Raw genomic sequence first — 18,625 nt, forward strand, 5'->3', positions numbered from 1 at the left:
TAGATTGCCGTTTCGTCGCAGACAAGGTACGCAGCCGCAGTATTGGCGTGCTTGGGCGCGTTTCAACGGCCGGGCGGACATATTTGCAACGTGCTCCTAGTTGCGGATGCGCCAGCCAGTCTTGAATATCCACCAGATGATGGCAAGGCAAATGCCGGTAAAGGCAGCAATTGCCAGCAGGCTAAAAAAGATCGGCACATCGGCCAGACCGTAGAAAGACCACCGGAATCCGGACACCAGATAGACCACCGGATTGAACAGGGTGATGGTCTGCCAGACCGGCGGCAGCATGGTGATCGAATAGAATGTGCCACCCAGAAAGATCAGCGGTGTAATCACCAGTTGCGGGATCAGTGACATCTGCTCGAAATTACTGGCCCAGATGCCGACGATGAACCCCAGCAACGAAAAGCTGAGGCAGGTCAGGATCAGAAAGGCCGCCATGGCAATCGGGTGTTCGATCCGCATATCGACAAAGAACGTGGCGGTCCCCAATATCACCAGCCCCACGAAAAGCGCCTTGGTCGCGGCGGCGCCAACATAGCCGATAACCACTTCGAGAAAATTGATGGGCGCGGACAGAAGCTCGTAGATTGTACCGAGGAATTTCGGGAAATAGATCCCAAACGAGGCGTTCGAAATCGACAGCGTCACCACCGACAGCATCACCAGCCCCGGCACGATGAACGCACCATAGGACACGCCCTCGATCGTCTCGATCCGGCTGCCGATGGCAGTTCCGAAGACAATAAAATAAAGCGAGGTCGACAGGACGGGCGAGAAAAAACTCTGCGCCAGCGTGCGGAAAAAGCGGGCCATCTCGAATCGGTAGATGGCGGCAATAGCAGCCCAGTTCATGCCTGCTCTCCTGACACGAGGTTGACGAAGATTTCCTCAAGGCTGCTTTGCCGTGTCTGCACGTCGCGCAGCACCAGCCCGGCCTTGGCCACGTCGTTCAGAAGCGAGGTGATGCCGGTCCGCTCACCGTGGATGTCATAGGAATAGACAAAGGACTCCCCCGCCCCGTTCAAGGTCAGGTCATAGTCCCGCAGCGCCTCGGGGATCGCATCGACGGGTTCAGTGAGCATCACCTCGATATGTTTCTTGCCCATCTGCGCCATCAGGCTGTCCTTGTCCTCAACCAGCAGCAACTCGCCGCCATTGATGACGCCGACACGGTCAGCGATGGCCTCGGCTTCTTCGATGTAGTGAGTGGTCAGGATGATCGTCACGCCGTTTTGCTTGAGTTCGCGCACGATCTCCCACATGTCCTTGCGCAGTTCGACATCCACGCCGGCGGTGGGCTCGTCTAAGAACAGGATGCGCGGGTCATGCGCCAGCGCCTTGGCGATCAGCACCCGGCGTTTCATGCCGCCCGACAGTTCTTTGACAGCATTCCGGCGTTTGTCCCACAGCGACAGTTTGCGCAGAATATCCTCGATCCGTGCATCATCGCGCCCCAGCCCGAACAGGCCGCGCGAGAGTCGCACGGTGTTGATCACTTTTTCGAAGGGTTCCAACGCGATCTCCTGCGGCACAAGGCCGATCATCCGCCGCGCCGCGCGATACTCGCTCAGGATATCATGGCCCCCGACGGTTACCTGGCCCGAGGTCGGCATGGTGATCCCGCAGATCGTCGAGATCATGGTGGTCTTGCCTGCCCCGTTCGGGCCCAGAAGGGCAAGTATCTCGCCCTCTTCGATGTCCAGCGTGACACCTTTCAGGGCCTCGAAACCGTCCGCGTAAGATTTCCTGAGATCCTTGATCGAGAGAATTGTGCTCATGTGCCGCCCCTGTTCCGCCGGCGATCCTATCGCGCGACGGATCGGGACGACAGGGCGCAAATGCACAAAAAACCCCACAGGAATGCGCAGATGATCCGGGAATTGCGACAGATTTCGTCGCAATACTTATGGACATGAGGCCCGGCTCTGATAGCCCTGAACCACCGGGCGCGCAAATTCATGGTGCGCCGGAGGAGCATCACATGGAGACTTTGGCCCAAAACCGGCCCGCCGCCGGGATCGCCTGCATTGTTGTCGGCATGATCTGCATCTCGATCAACGACATGATCATCAAGCAGTTGTCGGGCGACTACCCGTTGCATCAGATCGTGATGTTCCGTGCATCGATCGGGCTGATCCTCACCCTTGCGCTGGTTCAGTATGAGGGAGGCTTTTCGATCCTCAAAACCCGGCAACCGCTGCTGCATCTGTTGCGAGGCCTGCTGGTAGTGGCCTCGAACATGTGCTTCTTTATGGCGCTGGCGGTGATGCCTCTGGCCGATGTTACAGCGCTGTTTTTCGTGGCGCCGCTTTTTATTACGCTACTGTCGATCCCGATGCTGGGTGAGAAGGTCGGGCCGCTGCGAATTGGCGCAGTTGTGGTCGGCTTCATCGGCGTGATCATCATGCAGCGACCTTGGGAAAGCGGCGACGCCCTGGTGGCCAACCGCCTTGTGCTGCTGCTGCCGCTGCTCGCAGCGCTGACCTATGCGCTGCTGCAACTGATGACGCGCAAGCTTGGCGCGACGACCAAGGCCTCGGCGCTGGCCTGTTACATGCAGGCCGTGTTTATCCTTGTCTCTCTGGGCTTTTACCTGATCGCGGGCGACGGGCGCTTTGCCGAAGGCACAGATGACCCCAGCCTGTTGTTTTTGTTCCGGGCCTGGGTCTGGCCCGGCGAGGGCGACTGGATTTTCCTGCTGGCGTTGGGCATGAATGTCGCGGTAATCGGCTACACGCTGAGCCAGGCCTACCGGCTGGCCGACGCCGCCACCCTCTCGCCCTTCGAATATGTCGGGTTGCCGATGGCGGTGTTCTGGGGCTGGCTGATTTGGTCGGAATTGCCCGATCTCGAGATCTGGATCGGCATGATCCTGATCATGGGCGCGGGCCTGTTCGTCTTCCTGCGAGAACAACAGAAGTCACGAAGGCTTGCGCGGCGGCGCGTCAGTGTTCCACGGTAAGGCAAACGGGACAGGGGACGTTAATGCTGGACGGAATACGCATCGTTGAATTTGAAGGGCTTGGCCCTGCTCCCTTCGCGGCAATGACGCTGGCTGATCTGGGGGCCGATGTGATCGTCATTCACCGTAAGGGAGGTCCTCCAAATCCCGGTCAGCCGGACAGGTCGCTGTTGGATCGCGGCAAACGCTCGATCGAGCTGAATCTCAAGGACCAGGACGACTATGAGACCGCGCAGCGGATCGTTGCCGGTTGCGACGCGCTGATCGAAGGGTTCCGCCCCGGTGTGATGGAAAAGCTGGGCCTCGGCCCCGAGACCTGCCATGCGCGCAACCCGAGCCTAGTCTATGGTCGCATGACCGGTTGGGGACAAGACGGCCCGCTGGCCTCTGCCGCCGGGCATGATCTGAACTATATCGGCCTGTCTGGCGCGCTCTGGTATGGCTCTGCCCCGGGTGAGGCGCCGCTGTCACCGGCCACGCTGGTGGGCGATATCGGCGGCGGTGCGATGTATCTGGTGTCCGGGATACTTGCGGGGTTGCTGAAGGCACGGGTCAGTGGCAGCGGCACAGTCGTGGATGCGGCGATCTATGACGGCTCGGCGCATATGATGAACCTGCTGATGAGCCTGCGGCAATCCGGCAATCTGTCCGAGATGCGAGGCGAAAGCCTGCTGGACGGCCCGCATTGGAGCCGGACCTATCACTGCTCAGATGGCGGCTATGTTTCGGTGCAATGTCTTGAGCCGAAATTCTACCAGCAATTCCTGAGCCATCTGGGGCTGGAAGAGGACGCCGAGTTTGCCCGGCAATTCGACCGCGCGCTCTGGCCGCGTCTGACCCAACGGCTGAGCGCGATCTTTGACCAGCACAGCCGTGCGCATTGGACCGAGATGTTCGAGGGCAGCGACGCCTGCGTCGCACCGGTTCTGAGCCCGATAGAGGCCCGGGACCATGCCATGAACCAGCATCGGCAGGTCTGGCGAGAGACGGAGGGCGCTCTGCAAGCCGCGCCCGCCCCACGCTTCGATGGCCAGACGACAATCCCACAGCCCGCCCCGCAGCGGGGAGAGCACAGCGAGGAAATCCGGGCGCAGTTTCCCGCCACGCCCTGAATGGGTCTTAGTTGCCGCGCACCGTGTCGATCATCAGTTGCACATTCTCCGGATCAGCATCCGGCGTGATGCCGTGGCCCAGATTGAAGATATGTGGCCCCCTGGAAAACGCCTGCACGATCTGCCGGGTCTCATCCACCAGCGCCTGCCCGCCGGTCACCATATGCCGCGATGCCAGATTGCCCTGCACGCAACCATCGACCTGCACATGGCGCGCCGCCCAATCCGGGTCGGCGGAATTGTCCAGAGCAACACAGTCAACGCCGGTTTTGCGAGCAAAGCCCACATAGTGTTCTCCGGCCTCGCGCGGGAATCCGATGACCGGGATGCCGGGGTGGCGATCTTTGAGCGCTCGCGTGATCGCTCGGGTCGGCTCGACCGCGTATTTCTCAAACGCATCGTCGGGCAATGACCCGGCCCAGCTGTCGAAAATCTTCACCACTTCTGCCCCGGCCTCGATCTGCATCGAGAGATAGTCGATGGTCGCCGCCGTGATCCGGCTGATCAGCGCATCAAACAGCGCCGGGTTTTCCAGCCGCAGCGCATGGGCCGGACCCTGGTCAGGCGTGCCGCGCCCGGCAATCATGTAGGTCGCCACGGTCCAGGGCGCGCCTGCAAAGCCGATCAACGTGGTCTCAGACGGCAATTCCCGCGACAGGATGCGAACGGTCTCATAGATCGGGGAAAGAGTCTCGTGAATATCCATCGCCGGTTTGAGCGCATCGAACTCGGCCTGTGTCGTGATGGTCGACAGCCGTGGCCCCTCGCCCGTCACGAACCACAGATCCGCGCCCAGCGCCTGCGGCACCAGCAGGATATCGGCAAAAAGGATTGCCGCATCAAACCCATAGCGGCGGATCGGTTGCAGCGTGACCTCTGCCGCCAGTTCGGGATTGTAGCACAGCGACAGGAAATCGCCCGCCTGCGCGCGGGTGGCGCGGTATTCGGGCAGGTAGCGTCCCGCCTGCCGCATCATCCAGATCGGCGGCATGTCCTGAACCTCACCCGCCAATGCGCGCAGTATCGTTTTTGTCACGGCCATGCCTGTCCCTAAATCTGATTGCGCAACACCGGTCTATGCTGAGCGGCAATTTGTCAAGCATTCCCCCGTTGTCAGGGCAAAGTGACGCGACTAAAGCTGTGCGTCATGACACATGCTCTGCCCTCCCCGTCCGACCCGCTGAAAATCGGCACCCGTGGTTCGCCGCTTGCGCTGGCGCAAGCTTATGAAACCCGCGAACGCCTCGCCAAGGCGCATGACCTGCCGCATGACGCGTTCGAGATCACCGTGATCATGACCAGCGGCGACAATCGCAAACTGATCGACGCGGACCGGCCGCTGAAAGAGATCGGCAACAAGGGCCTGTTCACCAAAGAGATCGAAGAGGCGATGCTGCGCGGCGATATCGACATCGCGGTACATTCGACCAAGGACATGCCGGTCGCGCAGCCCGAGGGGCTTGTGCTGGACACGTTCCTGCAGCGCGAAGACGTGCGCGACGCCTTTATCTCACCTGGGCTGACCACGCTGGACGACCTGCCCGAGGGCGCGGTTGTCGGGACCTCGTCGCTGCGCCGGCGCGCGCAATTACTGAATCGCCGGCCCGACCTGAATGTGGTGGAGTTCCGGGGCAATGTGCAGACCCGCCTGCGCAAGCTGTCCGAAGGCGTGGCGGAATGCACCTTTCTGGCGCTGGCCGGGCTGAACCGGCTGGACATGGGTGAGGTGCCCGCGACTCCGATCTCGCCGGACGACATGCTGCCTGCCATTGCGCAAGGCGCCATCGGGATTGAGCGGCGCGGCGATGATGATCGCGCAGGCGCATTGCTGGCCCGCATTCACCATGAAGAAACTCAGCGCCGGCTGGCCGCCGAACGTGCCTTTCTGGCCGCTCTGGACGGGTCCTGTGAAACGCCGATTGCCGGGTTGGCCGAGATCGATGGCGACACGTTGCGCCTGCGTGGTCAGGTCCTGCGCCCCGACGGGTCTGAGGCGGTTTTCGAAGACCGCTCCTGCACGGTTGCGGATGGCGTAGAACTCGGCCGCGACATGGCCGAAGACATGCTGCGGCAAGCGGGCGAAGGCTTCTTCGAGTGGCGCGACTGACGCCACGGCCTGTTTGACAAAGGCCCGCTGTCTCTGGGACACTTAGCGTAGGGAGGTGGCCCGCCATGACTCCGGGAAAGACCTATCTGACATCTGACGAGATTCGCCCCCTGGCCGCCCGGTCGGACTTACGGGGTGCCTGGCTGGTGCTGCATTGCTGGGGTACAATTGCGCTGGCGCTTATTCTGTTCGGGTTCTGGCCCAACCCGCTGACCTTTCTGCTCGCCGTGATGATCGTTGGGTCGCGTCAATTGGGGCTGGCGATCCTGATGCATGAGGCCGCGCATAACGCGCTGTTCCAGCGTCAGCACCTCAATGATGTCGTGGGCTCGTGGTTTTGCGCACAGCCCATTCTGGCCGACCTCGACGCTTACCGACGCTATCACCTGACCCATCACCGCTTTACCCAGTCCGACAAGGATCCCGACCTGCCGCTTTCATCGAAATTCCCGACCTCGCATGCCTCGATGCGGCGCAAATTCACACGGGATCTGACCGGGCAGACCGGGGTGAAGCAACTGGTGGGGCAGATCTCCATGGCACTGCGCATGGCGGGGGATCATGAGGCGATAGAAGCGGCAGAGGCCGATTTCGCCCAGAGCTTCAAGAGCTTGCATTTCTGGGTTACGGTGCCCGTTTTTCTGGGGGTGATGCTGATCATGGGACTGGTTGGCGACTGGTGGTGGGGGCTGGCCTTCTGGCTGTTGCCTTATCTCACGTGGTTCCAGTTGGTTCTGAGGGTGCGCAATATCGCCGAACATGGCGCGACTGAACAATCCGACGACCCGTTCCGAAATGTGCGCACGACACTGGCCGGGCCCGTGGCGCGGCTTTTTGTGGCGCCCTACTGGGTCAACTACCACCTCGAACACCACATGATCATGCATGTGCCCTGCTATAACCTCCCCAAGCTGCACAAGCTGCTGCTGGGCAAAGGCTATGGTAGGCAGATGAACATGGCCCCCAGCTATGGTGCGGCGATGCGCGAGGCCGGGTGGCGGTCAGCCTAGTACCACTTTGCAATCGGCGGCAGGCTCATCAGCACCGCGTCAGGATCGTGGCCCGTCTCCAACCCGAATTTCGTGCCCCGGTCATAGACAAGGTTGTATTCGGCATAGAGACCCCGGTGCCGGTACTGCACCTCTTTGTCGGCGTCTGACCACGGCTGCACACGCCGCTTCTCGACCAGAGGCACAAAGGCGGGCAGAAAGGCGCAGCCAATATCTTGCGTCAGTGCAAAATCCGCGTCCCAGTCGCCGGTGCAGTAATCATCCATGAAGATCCCACCCACGCCACGCGCGCGCTTGCGGTGGGGGATGTAGAAATACTCATCCGCCCAGTCCTTAAGCCGCGGATAATGCCCGGCCCCGTGCGGGTCCAGATGCGCTTTCTGGGTGGCGTGGAAATGGGTGGTGTCCTCGGCATACTCGATACAGGGATTTAGATCGGAGCCCCCGCCGAACCACCAGGCATGCGGGGTCCAGAACATCCGGGTGTTCATGTGAACAGCAGGCACATGTGGGTTCTGCATATGGGCGACCAGAGAGATTCCCGAGGCCCAGAAGCGTGGATCATCCTTCATCCCCGGCAGGCCCTTGCGCGCGGCCATGGCCGACTGCGCGCGGTCTGACAAGGTGCCATAGACCTCGGACACGTTCACACCCACCTTTTCGAACACGCGCCCGCCGCGCATCACCGACATCAGCCCGCCGCCTGCATCCGATCCGTCCTCGGATGTGCGCCGGGTCTCTTTAGCCTCGAACCGGCCCGCAGAAGCGTCCGCAAGCGGCCCCGTCGTGTGGCTGTCCTCCAGCCCTTCGAAAGCGGCAACGATCTCGTCGCGCAACTTGCGGAACCAAGCTGCCGCTTGTGCCTTTTGGGCATCCATTGCCTGGGTCATTCCATGTCTTTCTTCAGCATGTCAGTGAGCCGGGGCCTCGACGGGGTCCAACAGGGTACGCCCGCCATCCAGCGTCATGATCTGACCGGTCATGAAGCCTGACGCCTCAGAGGCGAGAAACTGCGCCGCCTCGGCCAGTTCGGTGGCGGCCGCGATCCGACCCAGCGGCGTGTGGTTCTCAATATCGCGGCGGTATTCGCGGTTGTCCTTGAGCGCGGCCTGCAGCGACGCGCTCATGATCGAGCCCAGCGCGATCGCGTTCACCCGGATGTGGTGCGGTGCCATCGCCACCGCCAGCGAGCGGGTCATCTGATCCAGCGCCGCCGTTGAGACCGAATAGGCCAGTAGGTTGGGGTGGGTGCGCCGCGCTGCCACCGATGACAGGTTGATGATCGCGCCTGCCTGCCGTGCGTCCTCGTTGTCACCGGCCTGCTTGATCATCCGCTTCGCCACCAGTTGGCTGAGCCGCAAGGCCGGCATCAGGTTCTGGTTCAGCAGCGTCTGGGTCGATTCGTCATCCATGTCCAACGGATCGGTCGGCACCACCTGCCGCGCCCCGTTGACCAGAATGTCGACCTGATCGAACGCGTCGAGCGATGCCGAGAGCAGATTGGCCAGCGTCAGCCTTTCGCGCAGATCACCCGCGAAATAGCGGATATTCTCGGTCTCGCCGTTCTCGCCCAGTTCCGAGGCCAGGCGTTTCTCGTCCATGTCGGCGAACACGACATTGGCGCCCTTGTCGGCGAAATGGCGGCCGATCGCCAGACCAATGCCAGCGGCTGCACCGGTGACGATGGCTGTCTTTCCGGCAATGGAATAAGACATCTGTTCCTCCCGCTCTTGCTCAGGTTGCCCCGACCCGGCGGCGCGGGCGAGAGGCGTTGAATATCTTGAAACGGCCATCGCCGCGATGTTCTTCAAACCGGGTGAAATGCGCCTCGAGCGCGGCCTCGTAGGGCAGATGGCGATTGGCCACCATCCATAGCTGGCCATTGGGCGCAAGCGCGCGCGCGGCCACCGCGATGAAGCCACGGCCAAGCGCGGGAACGGCGGCGCGCGACGTGTGAAAAGGCGGGTTCATGACAACGGTATCCAGCGGCTCGGGTGCGGTCCAGGTCAGGGCATCGGCCCAGTGGAACCGGGCACGTGGGTCGTTGACGTTTTGGCGCGCGCAGTCCAACGCGGTATGATCGGCCTCGACCAGATCGAGCGATTGCACGCCATCACGACCCAGAAGCTGCGCGGACAGATACCCCCAGCCGGCCCCCAGATCGGCGATTCTAGCGCCGGGGCGGTCCGGCATGGCCTGGATCAGCAGCTCGGATGCCGGGTCGACCCCGCCCGACGAGAACACTCCCGGCACGGTTCTGTAGCCGCCGGGCAGCGCGGTGCCCGCCATTGCCCATTCCGAAAACGCCTCCGCGTTGGCCCCGAACCAGAAGATTTTGCCATGGGCCTTGGAAATCGGTCCCTCGACCGGCACGCGCTTGCGCACCTCTTTCAACAGACTGTCGATGCCATCGGTCTTGGCCCCGTCCACCACGACCCAACCGCTGGCCCGCTGGCAGGCCTGATGCAGCAGCACCCGTGCCTGTGCTTTGGCGCGCGGGATAAACAGGATGACATCATTGCAGGGGGCGTCGCTGGCATGGGCGCAGTGGAACCCCTGATCCGTGAAATGGTCGTGGAACGGTTTGAACGGCTGCACCACCTCGGTTGTCCGGGGCAGATCGGACAGGTCCTGCGCCGGGGTGGGCAGCATGACGGACAGCGCATCCGACAAGGTCAGGCCACTGTCGCGGGCAAGGTCTAGGCGTATTGACATCGCGTGGGTTGATCCTGCGCCGTCACCGAATGGTGCGGGCGAGCCTGCGCTCTGAGGTCGGGGCGGTCAACCGCCTCACTCCTCTTTTTCCATGGTGCATTGCAGCGGGTGTTGATGGCGGCGGGCGAAATCCATGACCTGACCGACCTTGGTTTCGGCAATCTCGTGGCTGAAGACGCCCACAACCGCGACCCCTTTCTTGTGCACAGTCAGCATCACCTCGAAGGCCTGTGCATGGGTCATGCCGAAAAACCGCTCCAGCACATGCACAACGAATTCCATCGGCGTATAGTCGTCATTCAGCAGCAGCACCTTGTAGAGCGGCGGGCGTTGGGTCTTGGGCCGGGTTTCGACCAGAATCGACAGGGCCGGATCCTCGTCCGGCTCGTTCGATAGTGTGACAGGAAAAAGCTGCATGGTGCAGAGAATCCGCTCTCGCTTGGAAATTACATAGGGGGTTATATACCTTTTCCATGACCCACGAAAAGAGCCCGCGATCACAAACCGCATGTCACGCAACCTGACCCTTGTCGGTTTCGACGCCGACGACACGCTCTGGCACAATGAGCGTTTCTTCCAACTGACCCAAGACCGATTTGCAGATTTGCTGTCGAATCACGCCGAACGCGACCATTTGATGGATCGATTGCTGGCAGCCGAGAGGCGCAATTTGGGCCGCTACGGTTATGGTATCAAAGGCTTTGTTCTGTCGATGATCGAAACCGCGCTGGAGGTCACCGACGACCGCGTGCCCACTTCGGCGATCCGCGAACTGATCGAAGCCGGCCACGACATGCTGGCCCATCCTATCGAATTGCTGCCACATGCGGGCGAAGCGGTCTCGACGGTGGCAGATACCCATCGGGTCATCTTAGTGACCAAGGGCGATCTGCTGGATCAGGAACGCAAGCTGGCCCAATCGGGTTTGGGTGATCTCTTCAACGCGGTCGAGATCGTTTCGGAAAAGACCGCGGGGGTGTATGCCGAACTCTTTGCACGCCACGGTGAGGGCGCGGAACACGCGATGATGGTCGGCAATTCCATTCGCTCGGATGTGGCGCCGGTCATTCAGGTCGGCGGCTGGGGTGTTCACGTACCGCACGCGTTGCTGTGGGATCTGGAACGGGCCGAGACACCGGACCACGCGGCCCGGTTCCACGAACTGCCTGATTTGTCGGGCCTTCCGGATTTGGTCCGCATGTTGGGGTAAGCCCGGCACATTAAGAAAACGCAGCAATTTTTAGGCAATCGCATTCTTAGCGGAAAAGCTGAGTTCAACCACTAGATATGGGTTTCCCATTTGTCCCAATTTTTGCGTTCGACTGAATCTCACCGTTTATTTCAATCCGCCACTGTGTTAGCGTTGAGGCAATTATCAAACAGAGCCAGCCCGAAATAATCAGGCGGCCAGAGGCAGATAGAGAAATGATCGTGCAGGTTCGGCGGATGAAACCGGCCCGATGGGGCCTTATTATACTCACACTTCTGTGGCTCTGCGTGCTGTTGCCGCTCAGTGTCGCGGCAGCGCCCTATGCGGCGATGGTGATAGATGCGAGAACAGGAGAGGTTCTGCATTCACGCAACGCGGATACGCGGCTACATCCCGCGTCTTTGACCAAGATGATGACCCTCTACATCGCGTTCGAAGCGATTCGAAATGGCGAGATCGACCTGGACACGCAGGTGCGCATTCCCAGAGCAGCCGCGGCGGAACCTCCTTCGAAACTGGGGTTGCGCTCAGGTCAGAAAATCGCGTTTCGCTACCTGATCCGCGCGGCTGCGGTAAAATCGGCCAATGACGCGGCCACCGCCATCGGGATCACCATCAGCGGATCCGAGGCCGCCTTTGCGCGCCGGATGACACGGACCGCCAAAGCGATGGGAATGACGCGTACAACGTTCAAGAACGCGCATGGCCTGACCGAAAAGGGGCATCTGTCGACAGCGCGTGACATGACCAATCTGGGCCGTCATCTGCTGTATGATTATCCGCAATATTACAATCTGTTCTCGCGCAAATCGACCCATGCCGGGATCAAGACGGTGAACAACACCAACCGCCGTCTGCTGGGTGCCTATAAGGGCGCCGACGGGATAAAAACCGGATATACCCGCGCTGCGGGCTTCAACCTTGTGGCGTCGGCAAAACGCGGCAACGAGCGCGTGATCGCCACCGTCTTTGGCGGTCAATCCACCGCGTCGCGCAATGCACGGGTGGCCGAGCTGCTTGATATGGGGTTCCGCCGCGCGCCCTCACGTGCGCCGATCCGCAAGCCGGGTCGCCCGGCCTATGCTGGCAATTCGGGTCTTGGCGATACCGACCAGGGCAAAACTATCCGTCTGGCGAGTGCACCCAAGAAAAGCCTCCGGCCACGTATCCGCCCAAGCGCGGATGCGACCGTGGTCGCCAGTGCGGTGGCGGTAAACGCCCAGCAGAATGGCGACCGGATTCAGGCCGGCATCACCGCAGCCATCGTGGCGGCAGATGTTGGATCAAAAACCGTAACGCCGCAGCCCTCTTCGGCTACCCGCCCCGCCATGCGACCCGAGAAATTGGTGCTGGCGAACGCGACCCCCGGTGTGAGCACACCGGCCGCGAAGCCAGAGATTGTCACGCGGCTTTCGACCTCGGGCGGACATCATTGGGGTGTCAATGTGGGCCGGTATACGACCCGCTACAAGGCCGAGAAGGTACTGCTGCGCACCGCTCTGGCCGAGATGTCGACACTTGATGGCACGCTGCGCAAGGTAAACAAATCATCGAAAGGGTTTGAAGCGACGTTTCAGGGCATGACGCGCGAACAGGCCGACTTGGCCTGCCGCAGGCTTCAGGCCCGCAACGTCACGTGTTTCATGATCGGGCCCTCCTAATAAAAAAAGACCCGGACCATGACGATCTGACGGCCACGCCCCACCACGTGGCCGTCTTTTTTTGTCAGCTACCGGGCCCGGAAAACATCGTCACATCAACACCGCCATCAGTGAGGCAGCTCCGGACAGAGCCTGCGAGTTGTACGGCGGTTGGCGTATCGCCATGCAGGCAGATCGTATCGATCGAGGTCTCGATACGCTTGCCGCTTTCGGTGATGATCGCCCCTTCGCGGACCATCTCGAGGATACGCGGCCCCGCCAGTTCGGGGTCATGGATCACCGCGCCCGGCAACGAACGATCCACCAGTGTACCGTCATCATTGTAGGCCCGGTCGGCAAAGATCTCGCCCACCCAGCGACAGCCCAGATCGCGTACCACGCGCTCCATCTCGGTCGCGGCCAGCACCATGATGATGATGTCGGGGTCAACCTCCAGCGCCGCCTCGTAACAGGCGCGCGCCATGTCGTAGTCGGTACAGGCCATGTTTGAGAGCGCGCCGTGCAGCTTCAGATGCCGCACCTGCGTCCCCAGCGCCTGCGCCATCCCCCGCGCCGCGCCGAGCTGGTAGCGCACCAGATTGCGCAGGCTGTCCTGCGGCAGCACCATGCGACGGCGGCCAAAGCCCTGAAGGTCACCGAAACCGGGATGCGCCCCGATGCCAACCCCGTTCCGCGCCGCCAGAGCCATGGTGCTGGCCATCACATCCGGATCGCCCGCGTGGAAGCCGCAGGCTATATTGGCGCTGGTGATGATGTCCAGCAGGCTCTCGTCATCGCCCATCTTCCAGGGGCCAAAGCTTTCGCCCATATCGGCATTCAGATCCACTGAGGTCATGCGCTTACTCTCCCTGATCGGTTGCGGACACCACGCCGCTGACAAGTTGGTAGGACAGAAGATCGCTGATGTCATGCGGATCGCGCACCAGCGGTTCGGGGCGAGTGGGCAGTCGCGCAAGCTCAGCTTCGAAGGCGGCCTGCAATGCCAGAGCCTCCTCCAGTGTCACGAACTGCAATCGCAGCGGCGCACCACCCGGGGCCTGCGCCGCGCGCGGCAGGTCGCAGGGGATCACCGTGGCGATCCGGGGATAGCCGCCGGTGGTCTGGCACTCGGGCAGCAGGATGAACGGATTGCCGCTGCCGGTCATCTGGATGTCGCCGGGTGTAATGACCTCGGAGAGGATATTCAGCTGCCCCTCGGCGGCAAATCCGGGGCCGTCCATCTCCAGTTGCATGCCCATTCGGTTGGCACGCGCTCCGCGGAGGAACGTGGTTTGTTCCAACCGCTCGAGCGTGGCGGCGCTGAATAACCCGGTCTGGGCGCTGGCGATCACGCGCAGGGTACCGCCGGTGAACCGGTCGGTGCTGGTGATCTTGTAACCGCCCGCCGCCGTGCCGCCGATAGCCGGCAACATGTCCCCGGGCGCGACCGCCCTGCCGATATTTGCGGTCAGATGGGTTGCGCGCGCGCCAAGCATCAACGGCGCATCGATCCCGCCGGCGACATGCAGGTAGCCATACGTACCCTGCCGCGTGGCACCGATGGTCAGGACCTGCCCTTTCGTCAAACTGTGCGAGGCGTTCCACGCAACCTGAGCGCCATCGATACTGACCTGCATCGGCGCGCCGGTCAGCGCGATACTCACCTCGACCGCCGCCTCGAAGCTTCCGCCGAATCCCGCCATTTCCAGCGCCGCGCAGCTGGGGTGCTGGCCCAGCAGCGCCGCCCCCTCGTGAAGCGCCAGAAGATCGGCTGCGCCCGACCGGGACAGGCCCTGATCCAGATACCCAGGGCGCCCCTGATCCTGAACCGTACAGGCCGGGCCGTTGCTGTGAACGATCAGGCTCATGCCGGAATCTCCTCGGCCTGCGCGCCGCCATTGCCGCCCGCGTCGCGATCGTCGATAGCGGCAAATTCCTTGGGTGAGACCGCCTCGAAGACCATTTCGTCACCGGCGGCCAACGCAAAGCTGTGTTCCTGTTCCGGGCGGAAACACCGGAAGGCTGTCTGCCCCACATGCCGCCAGCCGGTGGGTGCGGGACCGGAAAACAGCACGAATTGCGAGATCGCCAGAATCAGCGCTCCGGCGGGCACCATCGGTGTCAGCTCCTGCTGCCGGGGGATGTTAAACTCCGGGCCAAGCGAGCCGAGATATGGTTGGCCGGGCGCAAAACCGATGGTCAGCACGCGGACCCGCGATGTGCTGAGCCTTTGCACCGCATCCTCCGGCGACAGACCCGCCAATGCTGCGGCTTCCTCCAGTTGCGGGGCCAGATCGGTGCCATAGACCGTGGGCACCCGCCAGAGCCTGCGCCCGGCAGGCAAAGGCGCGGCATACCAATTCCGTATGGCGAGCAATTGCCCCAGCCACGACTGCAGCGCCGCGTGCGGCAATACCAGCGGATCAAAGCGGAGATAGGCCGAGGTCAGCGACGTTGATGTCTCGAGCACGCCCTCGGGCAGATCCGACAGGAGTGCCGCGCGAAAGGCGAGCGCCGCGCGGTTGGCCGGTTCCGACATGGTGTCGGCAAAACTGACCAGTAGACCGTCCAACCCAAGCGGGCGGATCATGGGAAAGGCGTCAGCGTGGGTCATAAAGCCTCCGCAACAGAGCCGGGGTAAGGTACATCGGGAATTGGTAGCAGCCCAGAAAGATCAAAAGCGGGTCCGTCGCCTCGGGCGACAGCGCGACAAAGAACAGCGCAAAATTGCGGTTGCCAGCAACGATGGCCAGTGGCGTGGCGGCAGGGGACCCCCGACCGCGCAGGGTGAAAAAGGCCGCCACCTGCAGACCGAAATTCAGCGCAAAAGCGACCACAACCCAGAAGGCCAGTTCCACAGGGTCGTTTTCGAATGCCGGGCGGACCGCCGACATCAGACCGATCACCACGACGGCAAGCACGATCATGGTTAGACCGTCCGTGGCCTTGCGACCCCGCTCCGACAAGTCAGGCGCGCGCCAGTGACGCAGGGCAAAGCCCAGCGCCGCCGCCGCCAGAATGACCACCAGCAGGCGCATCGCGGCGGCCAGAACGTCGCCGATATCCCCGAAACCTGGCAGCAGGGCAAAAACGGGAATGCAGGTCAGCGGCAGCAGCGCGGTGCCAAGGATCAGCAAGCGCAGCGCCGGGGCTGGATCGCCGTTGAGCAGGATCGCGAAATTGGCCGATCCGGTGACCGAAGGGGCAGCCATCACCAGCACGAGCGCCAGCACAAGTGATGACGCCGGCAGGCCCAGCAGTATCACGATCAGCAGGACCCCGACCGGCAGGGCCAATTGCAGGATCAGCACCGCCAGCACCGTCCGGCGCAGCTCTGCCAGATTGGCGAGCGTATCGACCAACCCGATACGAAAAGCGGTCAGAAGCAGCAGCAGCGACACGAGTTCGGGAATCCACCACCGCAGCACCTGTGCGACATCAGGCAACAGCAGCCCGGCCAGCAACCCGCAGATCAGCGCGAATTTCCCATATCTGGCGATGAAGATGAGCGCGGTCATGCGGCAGGACTGCCCTTGCGGGCCCTTTTTGTTAGTCTCGGGGGTGAGGTGTAGGCGGCGCTAGCCGCCTCCGGGGGCTTGCCTGAGGTTCTCGGGCAGCCAGGTGGCGATTTCCGGGAACAGGATCAGCACAAAGACCATCAGTACCATGATCAGGAACATCGGGAAGGCGGCACGGGCAATGAAGCCCATCTCATGGTTGGTCATGCCCTGCAGCACGAACAGGTTGAACCCGATCGGCGGCGTGATCTGCGCCATCTCGACAACAACCACGATGAAGATGCCGAACCAGATCAGGTCGATCCCCGCCTGGCGTACCATCGGCTCGACCACCGCCATTGTCAGTACCACCGACGAGATCCCGTCAAGGAACATCCCCAGGACGATGTAGAAGACCAAGAGCACCATGAGCAGCTGGAACTTGCTAAGTTCCCATTGTGCAATCAGGTCGGCCAGTCCACGCGGCAAACCGGTGAACCCCATCGACAGCGACAGGAACGCAGCCCCCGCAAGGATCAGCGCGATCATGGCCGAGGTGCGTGTCGCGCCCATCAGGCTTTCGGTGAAGGTCTGCCAGGTGAGCGAGCCCTGACTGGCGGCCAGAACCAGCCCGCCGATCACGCCAAAGGCCGCCGCCTCGGTCGCGGTGGCATAGCCCAAATACATCGAGCCGATCACCACCATGATCAGGCAGATCACCGGCAGCAGGAAGCGGGAATTGGCGATGCGCTGGCCCATGGTCAGTGGCGGTTCGGCCTTGGGTTGCCACGTCTTCGAAACCCTGCTGGTGATCGCCACATAGGCCATGAACATCGACGCCAGCACGAGGCCCGGCAGAATGCCTGCGAAAAACAGCTTCGAGATACTTTCGTTAATAGTCACGCCATAGACGATCAGCGTTAATGAGGGCGGGATCATCAGGCCCAATGTCGCGGCACCGGCCAGTGTGCCGATGATCAACTCCTCGGGATACTCCCGCCTGCGCAGCTCCGGGATCGACATCTTGCCAACTGTTGTCAGGGTTGCCGCCGACGATCCGGAAACGGCTGCGAAGACCGTGCACCCCACGATATTGGTATGGACCAGCCCACCGGGCAGCCCGGCCATCCAGGGTGCGAGTCCCTTGAACATGTCTTCGCTTAGCCGGGTTCGGTACAGGATTTCTCCCATCCAGATGAACAGCGGCAGCGCCGTCAGTGTCCAGGAGGATGAGGCCGTCCAGATCGTGGTGATCATGACATCACCCACGGGACGCGAGGTAAACAGCTCCATGCCGACCCAAGCGACGCCCATCAGCGCCAGCCCGACCCAGACCCCGGTGCCCAGCAGCAGGAAGAGCACGAAGAGAAACAGGATGATGATCGAAAAGTCTTCCATGTCTTATCCTTTCCGCATCAATCGACCGGGACGTTCAGGGGCTTGCCCTTTTCGACCACGTGGGTGGTGATGGCGATCATCACGGTATCGCCTGCATTGGTCAGGCCACCATGGGGTTTGCCTTGCGGGAAATGCGCGGCCATGCCGTCGGGAAACGGAATCTGCTTGCCGTCAACGGTCTGCATGGTGCCTCCGGTGATCACGACGAGGTGTTCGTCGCCGTTATGGGTATGGCGTGGCACCGTTGCACCCGGTTCGATCTCAAGCCGGGCGACGATGACCTCATGGGTGTCAGAGCCGGGCACATCGGCACGGGACAGCTCGGTCCGTGTGATGGCGCCCTCGGCAAACGCAAGTGCTGGGGCAACGGCGAATAGAGCGATGGCAGTGGCGGTGCGGATCATGGCTGGTATCCCTTTGGCGAGCGGCATGTCATTCACCGAAACTCTGATCGACAAGATCGCGCTGGATGCGGTGATCGCCCTTCAGGATCAGGCTGATCAGGTGATCGGTGAGCGCAATGGCGAAGATGACAGCGCCCAGCAGCATCACCGATTGCGGTATCCACAGTGCGGTGCGGTCCTGACCCTGGCTGATATCGTTGAATTTCCACGACCAGTACACGAAGTTCACGCAGTAGCGGACGAAGTACCACGCCACCGCCGTGCCGATGGCGAAACACCAGATATTGATGATCCGCTGCACTTTTGGCCCGACCGCGTTGATCAGGATCGACACCCGAATATGCGCACCTCGGTTCAGCGCGTTGGCAAAGGCCAGGAAAGAGGCGGCGGCCATGGCGTAACCGGCATAGTCGGGCGCTCCGGGAAAGACCTCTCCCGTCCAGCGGGCCAGCATCTGCACCACGATCAGGATCAGGATCGCGATCAGGCAGAGCGCGGCCAGAATACCCGAGCCGAGATACAGGAAATCAAGCGCGGCGCGCAGCCGCTTTGCGAGTGCCATGA

Annotated in this window: 20 protein-coding genes; 6 read left to right on the forward strand and 14 right to left on the reverse strand. The window is 61.9% G+C overall.

Going from position 1 to position 18,625, the window contains the following annotated elements; genetic code table 11:
* Positions 1-96: 96 nt before the first annotated feature.
* The gene (locus AB1E33_RS09620; RefSeq protein ID WP_372577044.1) at positions 97-858 is read right to left on the reverse strand and encodes an ABC transporter permease; all 762 of its coding nucleotides are present in this window, start codon (positions 856-858) and stop codon (positions 97-99) included.
* Complete coding sequence (locus tag AB1E33_RS09625) at positions 855-1,784, reverse strand: ABC transporter ATP-binding protein (RefSeq protein ID WP_372577045.1); 930 nt, start codon at positions 1,782-1,784, stop codon at positions 855-857. Before AB1E33_RS09625 ends, AB1E33_RS09620 begins: the two co-directional genes overlap by 4 nt.
* A gap of 203 nt (positions 1,785-1,987) precedes the next feature.
* Here AB1E33_RS09625 and AB1E33_RS09630 point away from each other — a divergent pair, with 203 nt between their 5' ends.
* Positions 1,988-2,968, forward strand: coding sequence for a DMT family transporter (locus tag AB1E33_RS09630; protein ID WP_372577046.1), 981 nt, complete (start codon positions 1,988-1,990; stop codon positions 2,966-2,968).
* Positions 2,969-2,991: 23 nt separating this feature from the next.
* Positions 2,992-4,080, forward strand: a complete 1,089-nt coding sequence (locus tag AB1E33_RS09635; RefSeq protein ID WP_372577047.1) for a CaiB/BaiF CoA transferase family protein — start codon at positions 2,992-2,994, stop codon at positions 4,078-4,080.
* 7 nt (positions 4,081-4,087) lie between these two features.
* On the opposite strand, the gene hemE is transcribed toward AB1E33_RS09635, so the two are convergent.
* Positions 4,088-5,122: a uroporphyrinogen decarboxylase gene (gene hemE / locus AB1E33_RS09640; protein ID WP_372577048.1), complete on the reverse strand. Its 1,035-nt coding sequence runs from the start codon at positions 5,120-5,122 to the stop codon at positions 4,088-4,090.
* A 105-nt stretch (positions 5,123-5,227) separates the two neighbouring features.
* On the opposite strand from hemE, the gene hemC reads away from it, so the two are divergent.
* Both hemC and AB1E33_RS09650 read left to right on the forward strand, forming a co-directional pair.
* The gene (gene hemC / locus AB1E33_RS09645; protein WP_372577049.1) at positions 5,228-6,187 is read left to right on the forward strand and encodes a hydroxymethylbilane synthase; all 960 of its coding nucleotides are present in this window, start codon (positions 5,228-5,230) and stop codon (positions 6,185-6,187) included.
* Between the two features lie 65 nt (positions 6,188-6,252).
* On the forward strand, positions 6,253-7,197 hold the full coding sequence (locus tag AB1E33_RS09650) for a fatty acid desaturase family protein (RefSeq protein ID WP_372577050.1): 945 nt from the start codon (positions 6,253-6,255) through the stop codon (positions 7,195-7,197).
* Here the strand turns inward: AB1E33_RS09650 and hemF are convergent.
* From hemF to clpS, 4 genes are all read right to left on the reverse strand, one after another.
* On the reverse strand, positions 7,194-8,087 hold the full coding sequence (gene hemF / locus AB1E33_RS09655; RefSeq protein WP_372577051.1) for an oxygen-dependent coproporphyrinogen oxidase: 894 nt from the start codon (positions 8,085-8,087) through the stop codon (positions 7,194-7,196). The genes AB1E33_RS09650 and hemF overlap by 4 nt on opposite strands.
* 21 nt (positions 8,088-8,108) lie before the next feature.
* The gene (locus AB1E33_RS09660; RefSeq protein ID WP_372577052.1) at positions 8,109-8,912 is read right to left on the reverse strand and encodes an SDR family NAD(P)-dependent oxidoreductase; all 804 of its coding nucleotides are present in this window, start codon (positions 8,910-8,912) and stop codon (positions 8,109-8,111) included.
* Between the two features lie 19 nt (positions 8,913-8,931).
* The gene (locus AB1E33_RS09665) at positions 8,932-9,912 is read right to left on the reverse strand and encodes a class I SAM-dependent methyltransferase (RefSeq protein WP_372577053.1); all 981 of its coding nucleotides are present in this window, start codon (positions 9,910-9,912) and stop codon (positions 8,932-8,934) included.
* A gap of 75 nt (positions 9,913-9,987) precedes the next feature.
* On the reverse strand, positions 9,988-10,329 hold the full coding sequence (gene clpS / locus AB1E33_RS09670) for an ATP-dependent Clp protease adapter ClpS (RefSeq protein ID WP_372577054.1): 342 nt from the start codon (positions 10,327-10,329) through the stop codon (positions 9,988-9,990).
* A gap of 91 nt (positions 10,330-10,420) precedes the next feature.
* On the opposite strand from clpS, the gene AB1E33_RS09675 reads away from it, so the two are divergent.
* Both AB1E33_RS09675 and AB1E33_RS09680 read left to right on the forward strand, forming a co-directional pair.
* On the forward strand, positions 10,421-11,122 hold the full coding sequence (locus AB1E33_RS09675; RefSeq protein ID WP_372577055.1) for an HAD family hydrolase: 702 nt from the start codon (positions 10,421-10,423) through the stop codon (positions 11,120-11,122).
* Between the two features lie 236 nt (positions 11,123-11,358).
* Positions 11,359-12,783 (forward strand): D-alanyl-D-alanine carboxypeptidase family protein, encoded by a 1,425-nt coding sequence (locus AB1E33_RS09680; protein ID WP_372577056.1) that lies wholly within the window; start codon positions 11,359-11,361, stop codon positions 12,781-12,783.
* A 64-nt stretch (positions 12,784-12,847) separates the two neighbouring features.
* Here the strand turns inward: AB1E33_RS09680 and AB1E33_RS09685 are convergent, their stop codons facing one another.
* Genes AB1E33_RS09685 through AB1E33_RS09715 form a run of 7 tightly spaced genes read right to left on the reverse strand, consistent with a single transcriptional unit; the run spans position 12,848 to position 18,623 of the window.
* On the reverse strand, positions 12,848-13,618 hold the full coding sequence (locus AB1E33_RS09685; RefSeq protein WP_372577057.1) for a LamB/YcsF family protein: 771 nt from the start codon (positions 13,616-13,618) through the stop codon (positions 12,848-12,850).
* 4 nt (positions 13,619-13,622) lie between these two features.
* Positions 13,623-14,630 (reverse strand): 5-oxoprolinase subunit C family protein, encoded by a 1,008-nt coding sequence (locus AB1E33_RS09690; RefSeq protein ID WP_372577058.1) that lies wholly within the window; start codon positions 14,628-14,630, stop codon positions 13,623-13,625.
* Complete coding sequence (locus AB1E33_RS09695) at positions 14,627-15,376, reverse strand: 5-oxoprolinase subunit B family protein (RefSeq protein WP_372577059.1); 750 nt, start codon at positions 15,374-15,376, stop codon at positions 14,627-14,629. Before AB1E33_RS09695 ends, AB1E33_RS09690 begins: the two co-directional genes overlap by 4 nt.
* A complete protein-coding gene (locus AB1E33_RS09700; RefSeq protein WP_372577060.1) occupies positions 15,363-16,280 on the reverse strand; it encodes a bile acid:sodium symporter family protein in 918 nt (305 codons plus the stop codon). Before AB1E33_RS09700 ends, AB1E33_RS09695 begins: the two co-directional genes overlap by 14 nt.
* A gap of 60 nt (positions 16,281-16,340) precedes the next feature.
* Positions 16,341-17,657, reverse strand: a complete 1,317-nt coding sequence (locus tag AB1E33_RS09705; RefSeq protein WP_372577061.1) for a TRAP transporter large permease — start codon at positions 17,655-17,657, stop codon at positions 16,341-16,343.
* A 17-nt stretch (positions 17,658-17,674) separates the two neighbouring features.
* Positions 17,675-18,088 (reverse strand): cupin domain-containing protein, encoded by a 414-nt coding sequence (locus tag AB1E33_RS09710; protein ID WP_372577062.1) that lies wholly within the window; start codon positions 18,086-18,088, stop codon positions 17,675-17,677.
* A 1-nt stretch (position 18,089) separates the two neighbouring features.
* The gene (locus AB1E33_RS09715) at positions 18,090-18,623 is read right to left on the reverse strand and encodes a TRAP transporter small permease (protein WP_372577063.1); all 534 of its coding nucleotides are present in this window, start codon (positions 18,621-18,623) and stop codon (positions 18,090-18,092) included.
* Positions 18,624-18,625 lie beyond the last annotated feature (2 nt).

It is taken from the genome of Ruegeria hyattellae (assembly GCF_041537925.1).
Taxonomy (GTDB): domain Bacteria; phylum Pseudomonadota; class Alphaproteobacteria; order Rhodobacterales; family Rhodobacteraceae; genus Ruegeria_C.

What these genes read in the sequence shown, in the direction of transcription:
- AB1E33_RS09620 (WP_372577044.1), bottom strand. Translation starts at nt 858, where the DNA reads ATGAACTGGGCTGCTATTGCCGCCATCTACCGATTCGAGATGGCCCGC.
- AB1E33_RS09625 (WP_372577045.1), bottom strand. Translation starts at nt 1,784, where the DNA reads ATGAGCACAATTCTCTCGATCAAGGATCTCAGGAAATCTTACGCGGAC.
- AB1E33_RS09630 (WP_372577046.1), top strand. Translation starts at nt 1,988, where the DNA reads ATGGAGACTTTGGCCCAAAACCGGCCCGCCGCCGGGATCGCCTGCATT.
- AB1E33_RS09635 (WP_372577047.1), top strand. Translation starts at nt 2,992, where the DNA reads ATGCTGGACGGAATACGCATCGTTGAATTTGAAGGGCTTGGCCCTGCT.
- hemE (WP_372577048.1), bottom strand. Translation starts at nt 5,122, where the DNA reads ATGGCCGTGACAAAAACGATACTGCGCGCATTGGCGGGTGAGGTTCAG.
- hemC (WP_372577049.1), top strand. Translation starts at nt 5,228, where the DNA reads ATGACACATGCTCTGCCCTCCCCGTCCGACCCGCTGAAAATCGGCACC.
- AB1E33_RS09650 (WP_372577050.1), top strand. Translation starts at nt 6,253, where the DNA reads ATGACTCCGGGAAAGACCTATCTGACATCTGACGAGATTCGCCCCCTG.
- hemF (WP_372577051.1), bottom strand. Translation starts at nt 8,087, where the DNA reads ATGACCCAGGCAATGGATGCCCAAAAGGCACAAGCGGCAGCTTGGTTC.
- AB1E33_RS09660 (WP_372577052.1), bottom strand. Translation starts at nt 8,912, where the DNA reads ATGTCTTATTCCATTGCCGGAAAGACAGCCATCGTCACCGGTGCAGCC.
- AB1E33_RS09665 (WP_372577053.1), bottom strand. Translation starts at nt 9,912, where the DNA reads ATGTCAATACGCCTAGACCTTGCCCGCGACAGTGGCCTGACCTTGTCG.
- clpS (WP_372577054.1), bottom strand. Translation starts at nt 10,329, where the DNA reads ATGCAGCTTTTTCCTGTCACACTATCGAACGAGCCGGACGAGGATCCG.
- AB1E33_RS09675 (WP_372577055.1), top strand. Translation starts at nt 10,421, where the DNA reads ATGTCACGCAACCTGACCCTTGTCGGTTTCGACGCCGACGACACGCTC.
- AB1E33_RS09680 (WP_372577056.1), top strand. Translation starts at nt 11,359, where the DNA reads ATGAAACCGGCCCGATGGGGCCTTATTATACTCACACTTCTGTGGCTC.
- AB1E33_RS09685 (WP_372577057.1), bottom strand. Translation starts at nt 13,618, where the DNA reads ATGACCTCAGTGGATCTGAATGCCGATATGGGCGAAAGCTTTGGCCCC.
- AB1E33_RS09690 (WP_372577058.1), bottom strand. Translation starts at nt 14,630, where the DNA reads ATGAGCCTGATCGTTCACAGCAACGGCCCGGCCTGTACGGTTCAGGAT.
- AB1E33_RS09695 (WP_372577059.1), bottom strand. Translation starts at nt 15,376, where the DNA reads ATGACCCACGCTGACGCCTTTCCCATGATCCGCCCGCTTGGGTTGGAC.
- AB1E33_RS09700 (WP_372577060.1), bottom strand. Translation starts at nt 16,280, where the DNA reads ATGACCGCGCTCATCTTCATCGCCAGATATGGGAAATTCGCGCTGATC.
- AB1E33_RS09705 (WP_372577061.1), bottom strand. Translation starts at nt 17,657, where the DNA reads ATGGAAGACTTTTCGATCATCATCCTGTTTCTCTTCGTGCTCTTCCTG.
- AB1E33_RS09710 (WP_372577062.1), bottom strand. Translation starts at nt 18,088, where the DNA reads ATGCCGCTCGCCAAAGGGATACCAGCCATGATCCGCACCGCCACTGCC.
- AB1E33_RS09715 (WP_372577063.1), bottom strand. Translation starts at nt 18,623, where the DNA reads ATGGCACTCGCAAAGCGGCTGCGCGCCGCGCTTGATTTCCTGTATCTC.